Source organism: Candidatus Competibacteraceae bacterium, from assembly GCA_016713505.1.
Lineage (GTDB): Bacteria > Pseudomonadota > Gammaproteobacteria > Competibacterales > Competibacteraceae > Competibacter_A.
Window position 1 is genome coordinate 3186687 of the sequence record JADJPA010000001.1, and the last position, 19070, is coordinate 3205756.

Annotated in this window: 21 protein-coding genes, 1 tRNA gene and 2 pseudogenes; 17 read left to right on the top strand and 7 right to left on the bottom strand. The window is 59.6% G+C overall.

What is annotated here, in order from left to right:
• Positions 1 to 49 precede the first annotated feature (49 nt).
• From IPK09_14545 to ruvB, 6 genes are all read left to right on the top strand, one after another.
• A complete protein-coding gene (locus tag IPK09_14545; protein ID MBK7984819.1) occupies positions 50 to 784 on the top strand; it encodes an SDR family oxidoreductase in 735 nt (244 codons plus the stop codon).
• A gap of 65 nt (positions 785 to 849) precedes the next feature.
• On the top strand, positions 850 to 1611 hold the full coding sequence (locus tag IPK09_14550; GenBank protein MBK7984820.1) for a 3-oxoacyl-ACP reductase FabG: 762 nt from the start codon (positions 850 to 852) through the stop codon (positions 1609 to 1611).
• A gap of 172 nt (positions 1612 to 1783) precedes the next feature.
• On the top strand, positions 1784 to 2527 hold the full coding sequence (locus IPK09_14555) for a YebC/PmpR family DNA-binding transcriptional regulator (protein ID MBK7984821.1): 744 nt from the start codon (positions 1784 to 1786) through the stop codon (positions 2525 to 2527).
• 20 nt (positions 2528 to 2547) lie between these two features.
• Positions 2548 to 3054 (top strand): crossover junction endodeoxyribonuclease RuvC, encoded by a 507-nt coding sequence (gene ruvC / locus IPK09_14560; protein MBK7984822.1) that lies wholly within the window; start codon positions 2548 to 2550, stop codon positions 3052 to 3054.
• Positions 3051 to 3659 (top strand): Holliday junction branch migration protein RuvA, encoded by a 609-nt coding sequence (gene ruvA / locus IPK09_14565; GenBank protein ID MBK7984823.1) that lies wholly within the window; start codon positions 3051 to 3053, stop codon positions 3657 to 3659. The genes ruvC and ruvA overlap by 4 nt, the downstream gene beginning before the upstream one ends.
• 97 nt (positions 3660 to 3756) lie before the next feature.
• On the top strand, positions 3757 to 4812 hold the full coding sequence (gene ruvB / locus IPK09_14570) for a Holliday junction branch migration DNA helicase RuvB (protein MBK7984824.1): 1056 nt from the start codon (positions 3757 to 3759) through the stop codon (positions 4810 to 4812).
• Between the two features lie 4 nt (positions 4813 to 4816).
• On the opposite strand, the gene IPK09_14575 is transcribed toward ruvB, so the two are convergent.
• Positions 4817 to 5200, bottom strand: a complete 384-nt coding sequence (locus IPK09_14575) for a hypothetical protein (protein MBK7984825.1) — start codon at positions 5198 to 5200, stop codon at positions 4817 to 4819.
• A gap of 78 nt (positions 5201 to 5278) precedes the next feature.
• Between IPK09_14575 and ybgC the strand changes: the two genes are divergently transcribed.
• The 9 genes and pseudogenes from ybgC to IPK09_14620 all read left to right on the top strand — a co-directional run bounded on the left by ybgC (position 5279) and on the right by IPK09_14620 (position 12769).
• Positions 5279 to 5683 carry a tol-pal system-associated acyl-CoA thioesterase gene (ybgC, locus tag IPK09_14580; protein ID MBK7984826.1) on the top strand — a complete coding sequence of 135 codons (405 nt, stop codon included), beginning with the start codon at positions 5279 to 5281 and terminating at the stop codon, positions 5681 to 5683.
• Positions 5680 to 6402 (top strand): protein TolQ, encoded by a 723-nt coding sequence (gene tolQ, locus IPK09_14585; protein ID MBK7984827.1) that lies wholly within the window; start codon positions 5680 to 5682, stop codon positions 6400 to 6402. The genes ybgC and tolQ overlap by 4 nt, the downstream gene beginning before the upstream one ends.
• Positions 6403 to 6405: 3 nt before the next feature.
• Positions 6406 to 6861 (top strand): protein TolR, encoded by a 456-nt coding sequence (gene tolR / locus IPK09_14590; protein ID MBK7984828.1) that lies wholly within the window; start codon positions 6406 to 6408, stop codon positions 6859 to 6861.
• 9 nt (positions 6862 to 6870) lie between these two features.
• Positions 6871 to 8415, top strand: a complete 1545-nt coding sequence (tolA, locus tag IPK09_14595; GenBank protein ID MBK7984829.1) for a cell envelope integrity protein TolA — start codon at positions 6871 to 6873, stop codon at positions 8413 to 8415.
• Positions 8416 to 8468: 53 nt separating this feature from the next.
• The gene (tolB, locus tag IPK09_14600; GenBank protein ID MBK7984830.1) at positions 8469 to 9665 is read left to right on the top strand and encodes a Tol-Pal system beta propeller repeat protein TolB; all 1197 of its coding nucleotides are present in this window, start codon (positions 8469 to 8471) and stop codon (positions 9663 to 9665) included.
• A 39-nt stretch (positions 9666 to 9704) separates the two neighbouring features.
• Complete coding sequence (pal, locus tag IPK09_14605) at positions 9705 to 10313, top strand: peptidoglycan-associated lipoprotein Pal (protein MBK7984831.1); 609 nt, start codon at positions 9705 to 9707, stop codon at positions 10311 to 10313.
• 13 nt (positions 10314 to 10326) lie between these two features.
• Entirely contained in the window at positions 10327 to 11085 is a 759-nt protein-coding gene (ybgF, locus tag IPK09_14610) for a tol-pal system protein YbgF (protein ID MBK7984832.1), read from the top strand.
• Between the two features lie 60 nt (positions 11086 to 11145).
• A tRNA-Lys gene (locus IPK09_14615) sits at positions 11146 to 11221 on the top strand.
• Positions 11222 to 11730: 509 nt separating this feature from the next.
• Positions 11731 to 12769, top strand: a pseudogene (locus IPK09_14620) (IS630 family transposase).
• Between the two features lie 61 nt (positions 12770 to 12830).
• Here IPK09_14620 and IPK09_14625 read toward each other — a convergent pair.
• The 6 genes from IPK09_14625 to IPK09_14650 form a co-directional block, all read right to left on the bottom strand.
• Complete coding sequence (locus tag IPK09_14625) at positions 12831 to 13064, bottom strand: hypothetical protein (GenBank protein ID MBK7984833.1); 234 nt, start codon at positions 13062 to 13064, stop codon at positions 12831 to 12833.
• A 144-nt stretch (positions 13065 to 13208) separates the two neighbouring features.
• The gene (locus IPK09_14630; protein ID MBK7984834.1) at positions 13209 to 14297 is read right to left on the bottom strand and encodes a hypothetical protein; all 1089 of its coding nucleotides are present in this window, start codon (positions 14295 to 14297) and stop codon (positions 13209 to 13211) included.
• Between the two features lie 5 nt (positions 14298 to 14302).
• The gene (locus IPK09_14635) at positions 14303 to 14722 is read right to left on the bottom strand and encodes a hypothetical protein (protein MBK7984835.1); all 420 of its coding nucleotides are present in this window, start codon (positions 14720 to 14722) and stop codon (positions 14303 to 14305) included.
• Positions 14723 to 14855: 133 nt separating this feature from the next.
• Positions 14856 to 15089, bottom strand: a complete 234-nt coding sequence (locus IPK09_14640; protein ID MBK7984836.1) for a type II toxin-antitoxin system MqsA family antitoxin — start codon at positions 15087 to 15089, stop codon at positions 14856 to 14858.
• A complete protein-coding gene (locus IPK09_14645; GenBank protein ID MBK7984837.1) occupies positions 15086 to 15352 on the bottom strand; it encodes a DUF4258 domain-containing protein in 267 nt (88 codons plus the stop codon). Before IPK09_14645 ends, IPK09_14640 begins: the two co-directional genes overlap by 4 nt.
• A 36-nt stretch (positions 15353 to 15388) precedes the next feature.
• Positions 15389 to 16450: a site-specific integrase gene (locus IPK09_14650; GenBank protein ID MBK7984838.1), complete on the bottom strand. Its 1062-nt coding sequence runs from the start codon at positions 16448 to 16450 to the stop codon at positions 15389 to 15391.
• A 553-nt stretch (positions 16451 to 17003) separates the two neighbouring features.
• Between IPK09_14650 and IPK09_14655 the strand changes: the two are divergent.
• Positions 17004 to 18499: pseudogene (locus IPK09_14655) on the top strand (DEAD/DEAH box helicase family protein).
• Between the two features lie 112 nt (positions 18500 to 18611).
• The gene (locus IPK09_14660) at positions 18612 to 19070 is read left to right on the top strand and encodes a GIY-YIG nuclease family protein (GenBank protein MBK7984839.1); all 459 of its coding nucleotides are present in this window, start codon (positions 18612 to 18614) and stop codon (positions 19068 to 19070) included.

The window sequence follows — 19070 nt, forward strand, 5'->3', positions numbered from 1 at the left end:
ACCGAACCGTCCGTTGGCCGCCACGGGCGCTGTTTTTGAAAGTTCAAACATGCTAAGCGACGATGCCGATGTCCGGGCGGTTCTGATCCACGGCGCTGGAACCAGCATCGGGCTGGCGGTGGGACGGGAATTCGTCCGTCGCGGGACGATCGTCGCTCTCTACGACGCCGCTCGACCCGCGCAGACTGCGGCTATCGTGCGGGAGCTATCGGCCGAGGGCAGCGCGCTCGATCTGAGCGAGCGGCCATTGGATGAAGGCGATGTCGAACTCAATCTGGCCGGAATCGCCGAGCGCTGCGGCCGGCTGGATGCCCTGGTGAACCTGTTCGTTCCGAGTGGGGAAACCGGCGTGGCCGACCTCCAGTCTTATGCCTTGAAGCTGTATCAGCGCGACCTAGCCGCCGCGGCCATCATCGCTCTCTATAATAATAACGGAATGATCGTCAATCAGTTTTTGTTGGCCTCTTCGTTCGCCGATACCGAACTGGGGCATTGCGTGGCGGCCGCGCGCGGCGCGATCGCCGGGATGACGCGCACCCTGGGTATCCGCCACGCCCGATTGGGGGTGCGGGTCACCGGGTTGTTGGTCGGATTGCTGGACGCCCCCGAGATCAAGCTGTTGGCCAGCGAGCGCGTCCTGGCCTCCACCACGCCCTTGCAGCGCTGGGCGGAACCGGTCGATGTGGCCAAGTGCCTCGCGTTTCTGGTCTTGGACAGCGGTTATATCACCGGCCAACTGTGGGTCATGGACGGTGGGTTGACCGCCGGTGGCAACGGATTTTGAAAGGACGCCGCTCTCGCTGAAGGGCGGCGCGGCAAACACCGACCAGTCAAGCTCGGGGTCAGGCGATGGCTACTCTCGACAGGCGAATTGCGGTGGTGACCGGCGGTTCCCGCGGCTTGGGCCGCGCCGTGGTGTTAGAGCTGGCGCGGCGCGGCGCTTATGTGGTGATCAACTACCGGCGGCGCGAGCAAGAAGCCCGTGACACCCTGGAGCAATTGCGAAGCGACGGCGGCGAGGGTTCTGTCTATCAGGCGGATGTGACCGATCCGCGGCAAGTACAGCGGATGTTTCAAGAGGTATTTGGACGGCACCGGCGCTTGGATATTCTGGTCAATAATGCTGGCATCCTCCGCGACGCTTATTTTTTGCTGATGAGCGCCAGCGATTGGTGGGAAGTGCTGGATGTCGACTTGAACGGCGTGTTCCATTGTAGCAAGGCGGCAGTCCGCATCATGGCCGGCCACCGCAGCGGCGTGATCATCAACATCGGTTCCGGGTTGGTCGCCCAACTGGGACAAGTCAATCACAACGCGGCAAAGCAGGGGTTAGTCGGTTTTTCCCGCGCCTTGGCCCGAGAGGTAGGGCCAAAAGGCATCCGGGTCATGCATGTCGCGCCGGGTTTTTTCAAAACCGAAATGTCCGAAGCCCTTAACAAATCAATGATCGACGCCACCTTTCAGCTAACGCCGCTGGAACGCTGGGGGGAACCGCGCGAACTCGCCGCGCTGGTAGGGTTTTTGGCCAGCGACGACGCGCGCTGTTTCAGCGGCCAGACTATCGCGATCGATGGCGGGCGCGGCGCGGTCGAAGCGGAATATGGGTTGTAGGGAAAAACCGAAAGGCCAGTCAAGCGCCGCTTTCTGGCGGGCCAAGCCGCAAACTCCACAGCTACGCCTCCCACCATCCGCGCGGCTAGCGCCGTCCGTCGGCCTGCGCGATGGGTTGACAAAATGCTAAACTGAATGCCCCTTCGCAAGATTCCCAGGCAAGAGGCTCTACATGGCAGGACACAGTAAATGGGCGAACATCCAGCATCGGAAGAACGCTCAGGACGCCAAGCGCGGCAAACTGTTCACGCGGCTGATTCGGGAACTCACCGTGGCCTCGCGCATGGGCGGCGGCGATCCCGGCACCAATCCCCGCCTGCGGTTGGTGATGGACAAGGCGCTGGCCGCCAACATGCCGCGCGATACCATCGATCGCGCCATCAAGCGGGGCACCGGTTCGCTGGAAGGGGTCGAATACGAGGAAATCCGCTACGAAGGTTACGGTCCGGGCGGGGTGGCGGTGCTGGTGGACGCCATGACCGACAACCGCAATCGGACGGTGGCGGAAGTCCGCCACGCATTCAGCAAGTGCGGCGGCAATCTCGGCACCAGCGGTTCGGTGGCCTTTCAGTTCAGCGAACAGGGCGTGCTGAGCTATCCGGCCGGCTGCGACGAAGACCGCATCATGGAAATCGCCATCGAGGCCGGGGCCGACGATGTAGTGAGCTATGACGACGGCTCGGTGGATGTGCTGACCGCGCCGGCCGCGTTTTCCCCGATCAAGGAGGCGATGGTCGCCGCCGGTTTGGAACCGGAAAGCGCCGAAGTGACCCAGCGGGCCGCCTCCAATACCACCCTGGGCTTCGAAGATGCTCAGAAAATGGTTAAGTTGCTAGAAATGCTGGAAGATTTGGACGATACCCAGAACGTGTATTCCAACGCCGACATCCCCGACGACATCCTGGCGAAACTTTGAGCGTGACCACGATCCGGCTGATGGGCATCGATCCCGGTTCGCGAATCACCGGTTACGGCATCATCGATTGGGATGGACCGCGCAGTCGCCATGTCGCCAGCGGCTGCATTCAGACCGCCAGCGACCGGCCGGTCCCCGAGCGCCTGAAAACCATTTATGAAGCCGTGGCCGCCATCATCCAAGCGCATCGACCCATGGAAGTGGCCGTCGAGCAAGTGTTCATGCACCGCAATCCCGATTCGGCGCTCAAGCTCGGTCAAGCGCGCGGCGCGGCGCTGTGCGCGGTGGTGATGGCCGAACTACCGGTCAGCGAATACGCGCCGCGCGCCATCAAGCAGGCGGTGGTCGGCGGCGGCGCGGCCGACAAGCTCCAGGTCCAACACATGGTCCGCTTGCTGCTGAATTTGCCTGACGCGCCGCAGGCCGACGCCGCCGACGCGCTGGCGGTGGCGATCTGCCACGCGCACATCCGACAGACCCAGCAACGCCTGGGCGCGGCTATCGCGCTGGCCGGGCGGCGGCGATGATCGGACGTTTGCGCGGGCTGCTGGCCTGGAAGCAGCCCCCTTATCTGCTGATCGACGCGCACGGGGTCGGTTACGAGCTGGAGGCGTCGCTGACCACTTTTCAAACCTTGCCGGAGGTGGGCGCGGAGGTCGTGCTGTTTACCCATCTGGCGGTGCGAGAAGATGCCCACACCCTGTACGGTTTCGCCAGCACCGACGAACGCGCGCTGTTTCGCAATCTGATCAAGGCGACCGGCATCGGCCCACGGCTGGCGCTGTTGATTCTGTCCGGGATGAGCGTGGATCTGTTCGTACGCTGCGTGCGTGAGGGCGATACGTTGTCGCTGACCCGCTTGCCGGGCATCGGCAAGAAAACCGCCGAACGCCTGATCATCGAAATGCGGGACCGTATCGGCGAGCTGGCGTTGAACCCGATGGCGGTCACAGCGATGGGTGGGCGGGTTCCCAGGACAGAGACCAGCCCCACGGAGGACGCGATCAGCGCTTTGGTGGCGCTGGGCTACAAGCTGCCGGAAGCTTCGCGCATGGTGCAAGCGATCGAAGCGGATGGCTTGAGCAGCGAGACGATCATCCGCCAAGCCTTGCAAGCCAGCGTGCGGCGTTGAGCGAGTGCTGCGCCTAGAAGCGCAAATCGGACGGCGTTGGCGGCCGTTTGGCTTTACACTCTCCAGTAAAACTGCTTGAGCTTCCTGTCTTATCGCCATGACTTCATCGACTGCATCGGAACGCCTGATTTCGCCAGCCGCCAGCGGGGAAGACGCCACGCTGGATCGCGCCGTCCGCCCCAAGCGGCTGGCGGAATACATCGGCCAGCAGGCGATGCGGGAACAACTGGAAATTTTCATCCAAGCGGCGCGGGCGCGCGGCGAGGCGCTGGATCACGTTTTGCTGTTCGGACCGCCAGGGCTGGGCAAGACCACGCTGGCCCACATTGTCGCCGCCGAGATGGGGGTCAATTTGCGCCAGACGTCGGGGCCGGTGATCGAGCGGCCCGGCGATCTGGCCGCGTTGCTGACCAATTTGGAACCGCGCGATGTGTTGTTCATCGACGAGATTCACCGGCTGAGTCCGGTGGTGGAGGAAGTGCTGTATCCGGCGCTGGAGGATTATCAGATCGACATCATGATCGGCGAGGGGCCGGCGGCGCGGTCGATCAAACTGGATTTACCGCCGTTCACGCTGGTCGGCGCCACCACGCGGGCCGGATTGTTGACTTCGCCGCTGCGCGACCGCTTCGGCATTGTCCACCGGCTGGAGTTTTACACGCCGGAAGAACTGACCGAGATCGTGGCCCGCTCGGCGCGGATTTTGGCTATCGAGACCGATTATCCCGACGGCGCGAGCGAAATCGGCCGGCGTTCGCGCGGCACGCCCCGCATTGCCAATCGCTTGTTGCGGCGGGTGCGGGATTTCGCGCAGGTGCGGGCGGGCGGGCGAATCACCGTGGAGGTGGCGCGACTGGCGCTCGACTTGTTGAAAGTGGACGAGCGCGGTTTCGACGAGCAGGACCGCCGGCTGCTGTGGTTGATGATCGACAAGTTCGGCGGCGGGCCGGTGGGCTTGGATACGCTGGCGGCGGCGCTCGGTGAGGAACGCGGTACCATTGAGGACGTGCTGGAGCCGTTTCTGATCCAACAGGGCTTTCTGATGCGCACCCCGCGCGGTCGGGTGGCGACGGCGCACGCCTATCGCCATTTCGGCCTGACCCCGATCGGCAATCCGGCGGCCAGCGGTGATTTGTTCGGCGCCGCGCCGTAGCGGATCAGGGTTTGGCGGGCGCTGCTAGGGGGGCCTTGGTGGCCGGTGTGGCAGGAGCGCTTTTAGCCGGCGGTTCGGTCGGAGCGGGAGTGTTGGGTGGATTGGCCGGTGGTTCCGGCGCGGTGTCCTCGGCGTCTTCGATCTCTTCGGGCGCGGCGGTTTCGGACGGCGGCGGCAATCCCTCCACGGCGATTTCGTATTCGTCCACGCTGAGCGTACCGTCGCCGTCGCCATCGGCGGCGTCAAAATCCAAGCCTTCCACGCTGGCCGCTTCGTCGGCGCTGATCAAGCCGTCGCCGTCGGTGTCGACTTCCTCGAAAGTCAACGGCGCCGCGGCGAAGGCGGAGGCGGCGACGAACAGTAGAGCTGCTAACAAGAGCGTGCGCATCGAGATGTTCCTCTCCGGGTGCGTGCGATGATTCAGCATCGGTTAAATAACGTTGGGGAATTCTAACGGAAGGTCGTTATGTTTGTCTGGCCCGTTCGGGTTTATTACGAAGACACCGACAGCGGCGGTGTCGTTTATTATGCCAATTACCTAAAATTCATGGAGCGCGCCCGCACCGAATGGCTGCGCGCGCGCGGCTTGGAACAGGATGCGTTGCTCCGGGAGCAGCGGGTGATGTTTGCGGTGCGATCCTTGACCGTGGACTATCATCGGCCGGCTCGTTTCAACGATCTGCTGGTGGTGCACAGCCGGATTGTGGAAGAGCGGGGGGCCAGTTTTCTGTTCGAGCAAACCATCCAGCGCGACGCCTCCGCCGACATCTTGTGTGGCGCGCGGGTCAGAGTCGCTTGTATCGATGCCGAGACTTTCCGGGCGCGCCGGATTCCCCGGCACTTGAGGGAGACGAGGGGGGATTGTAGGTGACCCATGATTTATCGTTTTGGAGTTTGATCACCAACGCCAGCTTGATCGTCCAGTTGATCATGCTGCTGTTGGTGCTGGTTTCCTTGGGCTCGTGGTGGGTGATCGTCAAGAAGGGCTTGGTCCTGGAATCCGCGAAGCGGGCGGCGGATCAGTTCGAAGACGATTTCTGGTCGGGGACCGATCTGGCGACCCTGTACGCCCGCGTCAACCGCCAAAAAGAGGTGGTGTGGGGCATGGAGGCCATTTTTTTGGCTGGATTTCAAGAGTTTCTGCGCCTGCGCTCGCAGCCGAACGTAGACCCGGAATCGGTGGTCAGCGGTGCCCAGCGGGCGATGCGAGCCGCCGGTTCGCGCGAGCTTGACGAGTTGGAGATGTATCTGTCGCTGTTGGCGACCACGGGGTCCACCAGCCCCTATATCGGCTTGTTCGGGACGGTCTGGGGCATCATGAACGCCTTTCGGGCGCTGGGATTGGCGCAGCAAGCCACGCTGGCGCAGGTGGCGCCGGGCATCGCCGAAGCCTTGATCGCGACCGCGATGGGCTTGTTCGCGGCGATTCCGGCGGTGATTTTCTACAACCGCTACGCCCATGAGGTGGATCGGCTGGCCAACCGCTACGAAACCTTCATGGAGGAGTTCTCCAATATCCTCCAGCGCCAGTCCTACAATTTGCGCAAAAACCACTCCGACGCCGCCCGCGCCGCGGCTCAGCAGAGCTGAGCCATGGCCCGCCGTAGCTCGCACGGCCGCTTGAAGGCGGAAATCAATATCGTCCCGTACATCGACGTGATGTTGGTGTTGCTGGTTATTTTCATGGTCACCGCCCCCCTGCTCAACCAGGGCGTCGAAGTGGACTTGCCCAAGGCGGCCGCCGAGAAGATCGACACCAAGGATAAAGATACCGAGGTGCTGGTGTTGTCGGTGCAGAAGGGGGGGAGCTGCTATTTCAACATCGGCTCGGAAAAAGCCCAGACGGTGAATTGCGCGAATCTGGAACCCCGCCTCGCCAGCATCCGCGAGCGCCTGAGCCAGAAGCCGCAACCTCCGGTGCTGGTCCGCGCGGACCGCGAGCTGAAATACGAAGATGTCATCAAAGCGATGACGGTTTTACGGGAAGCAGGCGCCGCCAAGGTCGGCTTGTCGACGGCGCCACCGAACGAGCCGCCGGTTCGGCCCTAGTCGCGACCGATGCAACTGGCGCGTAACGCGAACTATCAGGACATCGTGGCAACGGTGGGTGCTGTTGCCATCCATGCAATCGTCCTGTTGTTTTTATTGCTCAATCTGAATATTTCGACCAGCGCGTTGCGTCCCGAGCAGGCTGAGATCGAAGCGATTCCGGCCGAAGTCGTGGATGAAGTAGCCATCCGGGAAGAATTGGAACGGCTGGCGGCGGAAGAGCGTCGCCGCCAGCGGGAAGAAACGGAGCGACAAGCGCGACTGGCGCGGGCCGAACGAGAAGCCCGCGCGGCGGAAGAACGGCGGCAGGCGGAAATGCGGCGCCAGCAGCAGGAAGAAGCGCGGCGGGAAGCGGCCGAGGAAGCCCGGCAGCGGGCGGTGGAAGATGAGGCGAAACGGCAGGCGGCGGCCGAAGAAGCCCGGCAGCGGACGGCGGCCGAGGCGAAGCGTGAAGCGGCCGAGGAAGCTCGCCAGCGGGCGGTGGAAACGCGCCGGCAAGCGGAAGTTGAGGCGAAACGGGAAGCGGCCGAGGCGGCGCGCCGGCAGGCTGAACTTGAGGCGAAACGGGAAGCGGCCGAGGCAGCCAAGCGACAAGCAGCGGAACAGTCCAAGCGGGAGGCGGCCGAAGAGGCACGGCGTCAAGCGGCTATCGAGGCAAAACGCGAGGCGGCGGCGGAAGCGCGGCGTCAGGCGGCGGAACAGGCCAAGCGGGAAGCGGCCATTGAGGCCAAGCGGGAAGCGGCGGCGGAAACCCGCCGGCAAGCCGCGCTTGAGTCCAAGCGGGAGGCGGCCGAAGAGGCGCGGCGTCAAGCGGCTATCGAGGCAAAACGCGAGGCGGCGGCGGAAGCGCGGCGTCAGGCTGCGGAACAGGCCAAGCGGGAAGCGGCTGAGGAAACGAAGCGCGCAGCGGCGGTGGAAGCCCGCCGGCAAGCCGCGCTTGAGGCCAAGCGGGAAGCGGCTGAGGAAGCCCGGCAGCAGGCGGCTGAGGCCAAGCGGGAAGCGGCGGCGGAAGCCCGCCGGCAGGCCGCGCTTGAAGCCAAGCGGGCAGCGGCTGAGGAAGCGAAGCGTGAAGCGGCGGCGGAAGCGCGGCGCCAGGCGGCGGAACAAGCCAAGCGGGAAGCCGCCGAACAAGCCCGCCGACAAGCGGCCGAGGAGGCCAAACAGCAAGCGGCCGAAGAAGCAAGGCGCCGGGCAGCGGAAGAAGCGAAGCGCAAGGCCGATGAGGCGCGCCAGCTCGCTCAAAAGCTCGCCGCGCGGGAAAGAGCCAAGGCAAACGCCGGGGCACATGCTGGAAACGTGATCGGCCCATACGTGGAGCGGCACTGGAATCCCCTTGCGAACAGCGCCGGCGGCTTGGTGTGTTTGCTGCGGATAACGGTGACAGGGTCCGGCCAAGTGACTAACGTTCAGGTCGTGAAAGGGAGCGGAGATAGTCTATTCGACAACTCGGCGGTTGCGGCGGCCCATCGAGCCTCTCCGTTGCCCATGCCCGCCGATGCGGACGTGGCCCAAGAGCTGCGACCGACCTTTATTCTGAGATTCCGACCGAAGTAAGCTAGAACCTTTAACAACCACGCTGGAATGATTATGTCGAAGGAGGCCAGTCCTTGAAATCGTTTGTCTATATTTTTGGAGCACTGCTCTTGCTGGGGGTCGGACCCCTGGCCCGTGCCGAGCTGACTATCGATGTGACCAAGGGCATCGAGGGCAGGGGCATTCCCATCGCCGTCGCGCCTTTCGGAGGCGGCGCGCCCGAAAATATCGCCGGCATCGTCGCATCCGATTTGCAGCGCAGCGGTAAATTCGCGCCGCAAGCGGCGGATGCGCGGGCCGACTATGCGGTGACCGGTCAAGCCAACCCCGGCGGCACCCGCGGCTACGTGGTGCAATTTCAGTTGACGGGCGCGCAGGGTGGCCAGTTGTTGGGTCTGTCCTTCGACGTGCCGCCGACTCAATTGCGGCCGGTGGCCCATCGCATCAGCGACCTGATCTACGAAAAGCTGACCGGTGAAAAAGGCTTGGCCGCCACCCGCATCGCCTTCGTCAATGCCGGTGGCGGCTCTTGGTTTTTGGTGGTCTCCGACGCCGATGGCCAAAACCCCAATGTCATCTTGCGTTCCAGCCAACCGATCATGTCGCCCTCCTGGTCGCCGGACGGTTCGCGGCTGGCTTATGTTTCCTTTGAGGGCCGCCGGCCGCAGATCGTCGTGCAGGAAGTCTACAGCGGCGCCCGGCGCGTGGTTTCCGCCGCGCCCGGCATCAACGGCGCGCCTTCGTGGGCGCCCAACGGTCAGCGGTTGGCCTTTACGCTGTCCAAAGACGGCAATCCCGAAATTTACGCCCTGGATTTGGGCGGCCAGAATCCGGTGCGCCTGACCAATGGCAACGCCATCGATACCGAACCGGTCTGGTTGCCGGACGGCAGCATCGTATTTACCTCGGACCGGGGCGGTTCGCCGCAGTTGTATCGGATCGGCCCCGGCGGCGGCGCGGCCCAACGCCTGACCTTCGAAGGGGATTACAATGCCAGCCCGACGGTTTCGCCCGATGGTCGTTACATCGCTATGGTGCACCGCCGCGGCGGGCGGTTTTATATCGCCGCCCTGGATCTGAAAACCCGCCAGTTTCGGGTATTGACCTCCGGTGGCCTGGATGAGTCGCCCAGCTTCGCGCCCAACGGCAGGATGATCATTTACTCCAACGGCCGCCAGTTGAATGCGGTGTCCGTGGACGGCAGCGTGAAGCAGGATTTCGTTTTGCGCGGCAAAGTGCGCGATCCGGTTTGGGCGCCTTTTGCTCGCTGATCGTTTGATTATTACGCTCAAGTTGAAGGGAGAACCGCCATGCAATATTTCATCAAGACGTTGATCGCCGCCGCTTCGCTGGCGCTGTTGGCCAGTTGCGCCTCGACCGGTGAGAACACCGAGGAGACCACCGACGCCACCGCAACCCAGTTGCCCGATGGCACGGGACAAGCGGCGGGCCAAGAAGCCTACAGCTATCCGTACGGGCAATCGCCGAGCGGTTACGATACTTTCGATACCAGCGGCGGCGAGTCTGCGGCCGGCGGGAAGGCCGGCGGCCGCCGGGCTGGCCGGGGAGGCGGCGCGGGTGGTAATGTCGTGTCGGCGGATCGGATTGTCTATTTTGAATACGATAGCGCCAACATCCGTGCTGAAAGCCGGCCGGTCATCGAAGCGAACGCGCGCGCGCTGAGCGGCAACCGGCGCGGGGTGACGCAACTGGAAGGCCACACCGACGAGCGTGGCAGCCGCGAGTACAACATCGCGCTGGGCGAGCGTCGGGCCAACGCGGTGCGCCAGGCCATGACCGCCATGGGCGTTTCCCCGCAACAAATTCGGGTCGTCAGTTACGGTGAGGAACGGCCGGCCGCCGCCGGTCAGGACGAGCAGAGTTACGCTCTGAACCGGCGCGTGGAAATCGTGTACTGATGACGAGCGCGCGATGATGATGCCCCACTATCGGCCGCTTTGGTTGTTACTTGCGGTGCTGGGCGGCCTGGTGCCGCTTGGCGTCGCTTGGGCCCAGCGGGCCCCGGATTACGAACTGACTCTGGAGTTGCTGGAGCGGGTCGAGCAATTGGAAGCAGAAATCCGTCAGGTTCGCGGCGAGCTAGAGGTGCAGCGGCATCAGCTTGAGCTGCTCCAGCAGGAGCGGGCAGCCGCTCCTCCGGAGGCCGCAACTCCACCGGGGACGGCGGTTCCAGCAATCTCGGAGCGGCCTGCCAGAACGGAGGATCGGCTGGAGCCGGTCCGACCTCCCGCCACCGCCGCGCAGCCTCCTGCATCTGCCGAGCGCGGCGCAACCACGCCACCGCCGACTTCGGCGCGGACCGAGCAGGGCGATTTCGATGCGGCGTTGGGCGAGTTGCGCGAAGGTCGCTATGCGGAGGCGGTGACCGGTTTTCAGCGTTTTATGAGCGCTCATCCCGCCAGCAATCTGGCGGGCGACGCGCAATACTGGCTGGGAGAATCCCATTACGTCAGCCGGAATTACGAAGCGGCCAAGGAAGCTTTTATCAATATGGGCCTGCATTATCCACAAAGCGGACGACTGCCGGATGCGCTGCTGAAGTTGGGGTACATTTATGGAGAGCAGGGTGAGACGGAACGGGCGCGCGAAGTGTTGCGGAAGCTGGTGCAGGTTTATCCCAACACTCAGGCCGCCAGCCTAGCGGGACGACGGTTGCAGTCTCTGCAATGATCGTCTCGCAGGCGGGCCTTGCGATTTCGCCCGATTGTTGTAGCATTAGCAGCCTTTTTCGGGCCGTTAGCTCAGTCGGTAGAGCAGCAGACTTTTAATCTGTTGGTCGTGCGTTCGAATCGCACACGGCCCACCAAATAAAACAAGGGGTTAGGCGGAAGCCTGGCCCTTTATTTTTGGTTGTTGTCCACTGGTTGTCCATTTGGTGGCGACTGATAGCAACAATCGGCAACTGTTTTATAAGGGATTTCCCTTATGTGTTATGAAAATAAGTTATCAACGATTGATGATTGATAACTTTCTTTAATTAAAGGGCCTCTCATACCTATACGTTCAAACGTCCGCTTGATGGACGACGCTGGACAAGCTGCCATCCGTTTTTGCAAACATCCCTCGTTCCTATAGTCTCTACCCTCTAAAAAACCGGTTAGAACGGTTAGAGCGGTTAGAATCGATAAATTTTCATTTAAAATCAATATAATATTTTCTAACCGGTTTTAAATCGTACCGGTTAGAGCGGTTAGGATTTCTGATTTCCTAACCGGTTTTAGCATTCTGCCAAGCAAAGCGGTTAGGATTTTAAATTTATAATTCAATAGTTATTAACCCGGCAATTATTTAGCCGATAGTGGTATAGTGAGGGACATGAAAAAGATCGACGCACGTTGTTTGTCGCCGGAAGCGCAGGAGGAACGGCGCCGTCAGGCGCTGCGGCTGCGGGAAGACTTGCAGTGGAGCTGGAAGGAAATCGCGCGGGTGGTCGGGGTGCATATCAGCACGGTGATCGGGTGGGGCCAACGCTTTGGTCGGGACGGAGAAGCGGGCCTGAAATCGCGGCGGCGGGGACGGCGGTACTTGACGGGCCGGACGCTGACGTTGGCCCAAGAGTGGCGGGTGCGCTCGATTTTGGTGGACGAGACGCCGGGGCGACGGGGATTGCCGTTTGCGCTGTGGAACCGGCGGGCGGTCATGGAATTGATCGAAACGCTGTTTGGGGTGGCGATGCCGATTCGGACGGTGGGCGAGTATCTGTCGCGGTGGGGCTATAGCCCGCAACGACCCCTCAAGCGCGCCTTGGAACAACGGCCTGCCGAGGTGCAACGGTGGTTGGACGAGACTTACCCCTCGATTCTCGCGCGAGCGAAGGCGGAGAAAGCGGTGATTTACTGGGGCGATGAGACGGCCGTGGTGGAAGATGGCCATTGGGTGCGCGGTTATGCGCCTCAGGGGAAAACGCCGGTGCTTGCCACCTCCAGCCGCCGGTCTGGATTGGCGCTGGTGTCGGCCATCAGCAACCAAGGCCTCGTCCGGTTCCGCTTTATCGAGCAGGCCCTGAACGCGGCCTTGTTCCTCGAATTCCTCGGCCAGTTGATCGCCGACCAGCCCCAGAAAGTCTTTTTGATTCTGGACAACCTCAAAGTCCATCACGCGAAGCTCGTCACCGAGTGGGTCGGCGAACACGCCGAGCAAATCGAGCTAGTCTACTTGCCGCCCTATACCCCTAGAGCGCAATCCCACCGAATACCTCAATCGCGATTTCAAAACCCAGTTGCGGTTATCGGCCCGTTCCTCCACGCCCCAGGCCTTGCGGCACAAAGCAAACGCCTTCCTCCAATTCCTCATCAATACCCCAGAGCGTATCATGACCTATTTCAATCACCCCGCCGTCCACTACGCCGCTTAATCGCCTATTTCATTGCCGGGTTAATAATAGGCGACGCTTAACCCACTCACCTTGAGTTCCACTAAGCCGACGCGCCATGACTTCCACCTTGTTGGCTGCGTAGCCAGTCTTGAAACTGTTCCACATCAATCAAAACCTTCTTTCCAATTCGAATGATGGCGGGGGCCAGGCCATTGCCTGGAATAATGCCTTTGGAGGAAGGGCGAGGCTTTGCGCAAAAAATCAGATTGCGTAAAGCAGGTTCGGAGAATGCGGGGAAGCGTTCGCTTAGTTGACGAACTGTAAGCGGGTTCATGCTGGTTAATCCTCATGATTGCTGAAGCATCACGAGTTTTAACGAGGCAGAAATCAATTTCCCGATAGGCAGTAGTGGGGAGTGATAACCGTGAATTTCACAGTGGTAGACGTGAATTTCACGATGAAAGAAGGATAAAGGTAGCTAGGGCTTAAATGGATTACGCTTCTTGGCTGCTGTTAGGCGGTTACGCAGGGTAGTTTTTTTTGTCTGACATTGGCGTCCATCCTTGCCAGTCCACATCAGCAGGTCATCCGTATAATCGGCGATAGTGCCAGTATCGTCATGCTTAATAATGTGAAGCCAGAACTCTTCAAAATCTGGTTCACGTCCTAATTGCTCCCGCAATCTCGCTAGCGCCGTATCTTCTACTTCAGCCAGCGATATTTGGCGTTTGTCCTTATTAAATTCAGAATTGGATAACTTCATTTCTATTGGTTTGGATGTAGGAGGAACAAGCGTAGCTCCTAACCACAGATGAATAATCGAACCAACCGGAGGATGGAGTTGAGTTGCTCGCCAAGTTCGATAAGGTTCGCGGGGTATTCGCCAATCACTACAGCCAACGATGTGTATAGCTTTCTCGCGTGGGCTATTGAAGTAAGCTCGACGATTATCAAGGTAATGGTGTGTTTCCGATTGGACAGTTGTTTTTAGGTGGCAACCACTGAGCATTCCATATTGAATCGCTACTTCTACGGACTTTTTCCAGTTGATTCTTTCGGGGCGTTGTCGGTCCTCGTAGGTGGTCAAACTTGGAAATTCCAACTCCAAGATTTCATTTAACCAGAGTTCTGGTTCGCTGGTTAACAATCCACCCTTTGCTCGTTCCGCTAGTGATAATTGCGAGAGAGATTGATTCATGATGTCTGGAAACAAAGTATCTTTGGAAACAGGAAGAAAAGAGTCTGTTACATCAGCCGGAAACCACCATGTACGCAAAGATTGTCCTTTTTGAATCAGCCAATCACGGTAAGCGGTGCGAGTAACTAAAGGAGTGGAGCCTTTTTCGCTAACGTATTCGAAAAGGTTTTTGTACCACCATTGGAATTCTTCGCTGACTTCATCTGTTGCACCATTCTCAATCCACCAATCTTGGTATTGGGCTTTAGTCGATAACAACCCATTGTTGCTACAGGCATTCAAAAGCACATTGGCATAAGCCAAAGCAAGGGCTTGGTTGTCTGGATACTCAAGGGTGGCAATCTGTTCGACGTGCAAGGCATCAGGCAAGCAACCTAACCGCGCTCCCGCAAAGGTAGATAGGCTGCCAGTTCGTCTAAGGCTGTTACTTTGGGAGTTGGGGCTAGCTTTTTGGGAATAGGCGAGCCAATAGAAGCGGAAACAGCAGGAACAGGAAAGGTTAGCTCTCGCCATGCGTCAGGCACAGCATCATATTGTGCGAGCCAGCGTAAAATTTCCGTCCGCTTAATAATGCCACGGGTGGTTGCTTCCAAGTCGCGCTGGCGAATAGCACGAGTTATCTTGTGTCCCCACCAAGCGCCACTACCATAACCAGTCCCCTTCAACATCGCTGCCCATTCAGGGCCGGAAGCTTGTTCCGGTAACTTCCCAATTTGTCCTCTTTCCCGAAACGACAATCCTGACTCAAGCAGTGGCAGTCGCGCCGGTTGCCCGGTATCATCTTCCTCTGTCATCTTTCAAATCTCCAAGCTACTGAAATGACAAGGGGCGGTTACCCGTGCCACCGGGGCCGCCCCAACCTATTTTTAACTCGCCTCCCTTATTCGCCTATTGCTGCTTTAACGCCTTGCCGGTTTATAACAGCTGTCATGCTGCTTGGCGTTGGTACTGGCGCACATCCAGTCTTACACCGGGTTGCAATGTCTGTTCGGTTAACTCCAGCAATCTTGCGGATACCGCATCCTCAAAATAGCGTTCGCCGCAGTTGTCGCACACCAGGGCGGGAACGCCTTGCACCACCAGCAACGCGCCTTGGCGGTCTACGGTTACCGATACCGCTTTAGGCTGTAGTCCGCCTGTCTTACAAATCACGCAGTTCATGGCCGCTTCCTCTTAAAGTCGGGTTCCCACAGGGTAGCTTCCGGTCGGTAAGCCGTGATGATGATTTCGGTATCGTCACCAGCAGGGGCCGCCACCACATGCAGTGGTTGCCCCTCAATCCAGTGCAACAGTAGACGGCTGGGGTACGGAGTATCTTCCGGGTAATGCCGGATGACTTCACCGTGTTCCAGCGTTGCCTTGACATCCTGATGGTGTATTCCGCGTTCCGCCATCCGCAACAAGGCGTGCTCCCGAAATATCATGGTTGTCACGTTATGCCTTCCAATGTCACCGCACCATCAGCCGAATATCCGGCTGTTCATCGCCGCAACCACGCTGGCCTTATGTGATTCGGATAAGTGGGCGTAGCGTTGCACCATTGAAAGGGTTTTATGGCCTAGCACGGCTGCAATTTCGTTCAGGCTAGCGCCGTTCATTGCCAGATAGGATGCTGCGGAATGGCGCAAGTCATGAAAGCGGAAGTCTTCAATCGCTGCCTGATTGACGGCCTTTTCCCACGGCTGGCGTAAATCCATCGACTTGTCGGAATACTCCTTACCAGGCCATAGCAACGGGGTATCCAATCGCCGAACCTTGGCGTGTTGCCTTAACAAATCAAGCGCCTTACCCGCCAAGGGAACACCACGCCGTTCACCATTCTTCGTGTCGCGTAGAGTTATCCAGCCGCGTGCTAAATCCACATCGCGCCATTCCAGGTTCATCACTTCACTTGCACGCATCCCGGTCGATAGAGCCAGCACCACTACGGGGAATAGATAGGAGTTGGCGCTTGCCTCACAGGCTGCAAGCAGCCGAATTCTTTCATCATCCGACAAAAAGCGAACCCGGCCGCGTGGTTCCTTGGGCTTGGTGACTTTGCGCATCGGGGAATCATCAAGCCATTGGTATTCCTTCACACCAATAGTCAGGCAATGCGACAAAGCCGCCAGATAGCGCACCACGGTAGAGGGGGAGCGAGGTTTGCTATCAGGATAGCCAGCCAATAGCTTATCTCGGTATTGAGCAATCAGGGGTGGGGTGATATCTGCTAGGGTAAGCTTGCCCAACTGTTCACGCCACCAAGCCAGTTGCGCACCTTGAATCTGAACACTGCGGCCCTTCTTGCGAGGGAGTATATCCAACGTGTAGCGCTCGATAAGTTCCGCTACGGTGTGGCGTTGGGCTTCGCGGGTTTTGAAATAGCGCCCTTCGCGGATGGCGGTTTCAGTCCGTTGCGCCCATCGCCTAGCATCGGTCAGCCGCTCGAAGCTGGCGGTTTGAATCGGGTAGCCCTTCATTCTCACTCGCGCCCGATGGGTCACCTTGCCATCGTTTGCCGTGTGCTTGTTGAAGGTGGCCATTGCTTTGTCTCTCAGGATTGAAACATGGCAAAAGTCTACAATAAGCAGCATTAAACCACAACAACAGATTAATAATCTGATTATATAAAAATATAAATATATAAATTTAATATAATTTTTATGATTTATTTCTATCCATTGTCCATGAAATGTCCTTCATTGAAAAATACCCGGCTGATTGTGATAGTTGCGTGCATAAGGAAGGTCAAAAAGCGAGTTCTGTTGTCCACCGATTGTCCAGAATATGGCAATTAACAGCGTTATTTTAGAGGATTGTAGGTTGTTGTGATATCTTTAAGTATTTGGAATAAAAAGAAAAATAGCAATAAAATCAAAGAGATTTAAGATATTTATCCAGACTTTTAATCTGTTGGTCGTGCGTTCGAATCGCACACGGCCCACCAATTTAGACCGAGGGTCAGGCTGTCGCCTGACCCTTTTTTATTGGCGCGGCGCGGTCGGTCAGCGCGGCTTGACTCCGGGGCCATTCGCTTCGGAAAATCCGGGGCGATTCATTTGAAGTTCCTGGTGATACGCGAAGGGAGCTGCACCCATGACACCGGAAGCAAAGGCGCGCCAGCGGATCGATCGAAAGCTCGAACAGGCCGGTTGGGCGATCCAAGATCTAAAGGGGCTCAACCTCGCGGCGGGGTTGGGGGTGGCGGTGCGGGAATTTCCCACGGATACCGGCCCAGCGGATTACGTGCTGTTCGTGGACCGACAGGCCGTCGGCGTCATCGAGGCTAAAAAAGACAGCGCGGGTGAAAATCTCACCGTCACCGAAAGTCAAACCGAGCGCTACGCCACCGCTCAGCTCAAGTGGCGCAAGGACGATGCGCCCTTGCGATTTCTGTTTGAAGCGACCGGGCAGATCATTCGCTTCACCGATAACCATGATCCGGTACCGCGCTCGCGCGAGATTTTCCACTTTTTTACGCCCCACACCTTAGCGGCTTGGCAATGGGAGCCGCAGACCTTGCGCCGCCGTCTTGCCGAGCGGATGCCGGCGCTGGCGACGCGGAACTTGCGCGAGTGCCAGATCAGCGCCGTTGCGGGTTTAGAAGCCTCGCTGGCGTTGAACCAGCCGCGCGCCCTGGTGCACATGGCCACCGGCGCGGGCAAGACCTTTACCGCCATCACCGCGGTTTATCGGCTGCTGAAATTCGGCGGGGCCAAACGCATTCTATTTCTGGTGGACACCCGCAATCTCGGCAAACAGGCGCATCAGGAATTCATGGCCTACACGCCCTCGGACGACGCCCGCACCTTCACCGAACTGTATAACGTGCAGCGGCTCGCCTCCAGCCGCATCGACCCCCACGCGCAGGTCTGCATCAGCACCATCCAACGGCTGTATTCGATTCTCTCCGGCGAGCCGATTGACGAGTCGGCGGAAGAGGTTTCGTTCAACGAAATCCAGCAGATCAGCACGCAAGAGAAGCTGGTGCGCTATAACCCGGCCATACCCGTTGAAACCTTCGATGTCCTCATCATCGATGAGTGCCACCGCAGCATCTACAACCTGTGGAAGCAGGTGCTCGACTACTTCGACGCCTTTCTGATCGGCCTCACCGCCACGCCGGATAAACGCACTTTCGGCTTTTTCAACGAAAACATCGTCGCTGAATACACCTATGAACAATCGGTGGCCGACGGCGTGAACGTCGGTTATGACGTGTATGAAATCGTGACCGAAATCACCCGCAAAGGTGCGGAACTGAAGGCTAAGGAGTGGGTAGATCACCGCGACCGCGCCACCCGCAAGAAGCGTTGGGCCGAGACCGAGGAAGAGACCGCCTACGGCCGCTGGAGGTCTTGCTGTTCATGCGCGGTGTGCGCAGCAAGGGTTATTACGAGTAAATGAAAGGTCGCGGCGTGCGCGGCCTCGACGCCGTTGGCCTCCAGCGCGTGAGCAACAGCGCCGACGGCGCGAAGACGCGGTTTGTGTTGATTGAGGCAGTGGGGGTGGAGAAATCGCTCAAAACTGAAAGCCGTCCGCTGGAGCGCAAGCCCGGCGCGCCGTTGAAAGATTTGCTGCAAGGCGTCGCCGGCCAATACTTCACCCCGCGCGCCTTGACAGTTGCGGGCGCGATCAACTCAAATGCGAAAATCCTGTGGCCCTGAACCCGCGCGAGACGAACGAGGAGGCGGGCGCGACGCGATGGATCAGGCCCCGCTAGCCGCTAGCCGGCCCGGAACCTATGCGCTGTTGCTGCGGCTCGACCTTGAGGAATCGATCCCCGTCGGTCGGCGGTGGTTGCCGCTGACGCCGGGTTGGGCGCTTTATCTCGGCAGCGCGTTCGGCCCCGGCGGCATCGCGGGCCGCTTGCGCCATCATCGCCGACCGGCGGCTCGGCCGCACTGGCACATCGACTACCTGCGGCAACGCGCCGCTCTTGAGGCGGTCTGGTTCAGTTACGATCCGATCCGCCGGGAATGTCTGTGGGCCGAGGCGGCCCAAGCGCTCGGCGGACGAGCGCCGCCATTTCGCTTCGGCGCTTCCGATTGCCGTTGTCGGGCGCATCTGTATTTTTTCAAGATTCACCCCACATTCACTGAATTTGTCGCGGCGTTGCGAATACGCGCGCCCGATCACGCCAACGTGTTCGAAAGCGGCTAA

Excerpts from the sequence above, each read along its gene's own strand:
- ruvB (MBK7984824.1), top strand. The coding sequence starts at position 3,757 with ATGACTTCATCGACTGCATCGGAACGCCTGATTTCGCCAGCCGCCAGC.
- tolR (MBK7984828.1), top strand. The coding sequence starts at position 6,406 with ATGGCCCGCCGTAGCTCGCACGGCCGCTTGAAGGCGGAAATCAATATC.
- IPK09_14645 (MBK7984837.1), bottom strand. The coding sequence starts at position 15,352 with ATGATATTTCGGGAGCACGCCTTGTTGCGGATGGCGGAACGCGGAATA.
- ybgF (MBK7984832.1), top strand. The coding sequence starts at position 10,327 with ATGATGATGCCCCACTATCGGCCGCTTTGGTTGTTACTTGCGGTGCTG.
- IPK09_14555 (MBK7984821.1), top strand. The coding sequence starts at position 1,784 with ATGGCAGGACACAGTAAATGGGCGAACATCCAGCATCGGAAGAACGCT.
- IPK09_14640 (MBK7984836.1), bottom strand. The coding sequence starts at position 15,089 with ATGAACTGCGTGATTTGTAAGACAGGCGGACTACAGCCTAAAGCGGTA.
- tolA (MBK7984829.1), top strand. The coding sequence starts at position 6,871 with ATGCAACTGGCGCGTAACGCGAACTATCAGGACATCGTGGCAACGGTG.
- ruvA (MBK7984823.1), top strand. The coding sequence starts at position 3,051 with ATGATCGGACGTTTGCGCGGGCTGCTGGCCTGGAAGCAGCCCCCTTAT.
- IPK09_14660 (MBK7984839.1), top strand. The coding sequence starts at position 18,612 with ATGGATCAGGCCCCGCTAGCCGCTAGCCGGCCCGGAACCTATGCGCTG.
- IPK09_14650 (MBK7984838.1), bottom strand. The coding sequence starts at position 16,450 with ATGGCCACCTTCAACAAGCACACGGCAAACGATGGCAAGGTGACCCAT.
- IPK09_14635 (MBK7984835.1), bottom strand. The coding sequence starts at position 14,722 with ATGACAGAGGAAGATGATACCGGGCAACCGGCGCGACTGCCACTGCTT.
- IPK09_14625 (MBK7984833.1), bottom strand. The coding sequence starts at position 13,064 with ATGAACCCGCTTACAGTTCGTCAACTAAGCGAACGCTTCCCCGCATTC.
- ruvC (MBK7984822.1), top strand. The coding sequence starts at position 2,548 with ATGGGCATCGATCCCGGTTCGCGAATCACCGGTTACGGCATCATCGAT.
- pal (MBK7984831.1), top strand. The coding sequence starts at position 9,705 with ATGCAATATTTCATCAAGACGTTGATCGCCGCCGCTTCGCTGGCGCTG.
- IPK09_14550 (MBK7984820.1), top strand. The coding sequence starts at position 850 with ATGGCTACTCTCGACAGGCGAATTGCGGTGGTGACCGGCGGTTCCCGC.
- IPK09_14575 (MBK7984825.1), bottom strand. The coding sequence starts at position 5,200 with ATGCGCACGCTCTTGTTAGCAGCTCTACTGTTCGTCGCCGCCTCCGCC.
- ybgC (MBK7984826.1), top strand. The coding sequence starts at position 5,279 with ATGTTTGTCTGGCCCGTTCGGGTTTATTACGAAGACACCGACAGCGGC.
- IPK09_14545 (MBK7984819.1), top strand. The coding sequence starts at position 50 with ATGCTAAGCGACGATGCCGATGTCCGGGCGGTTCTGATCCACGGCGCT.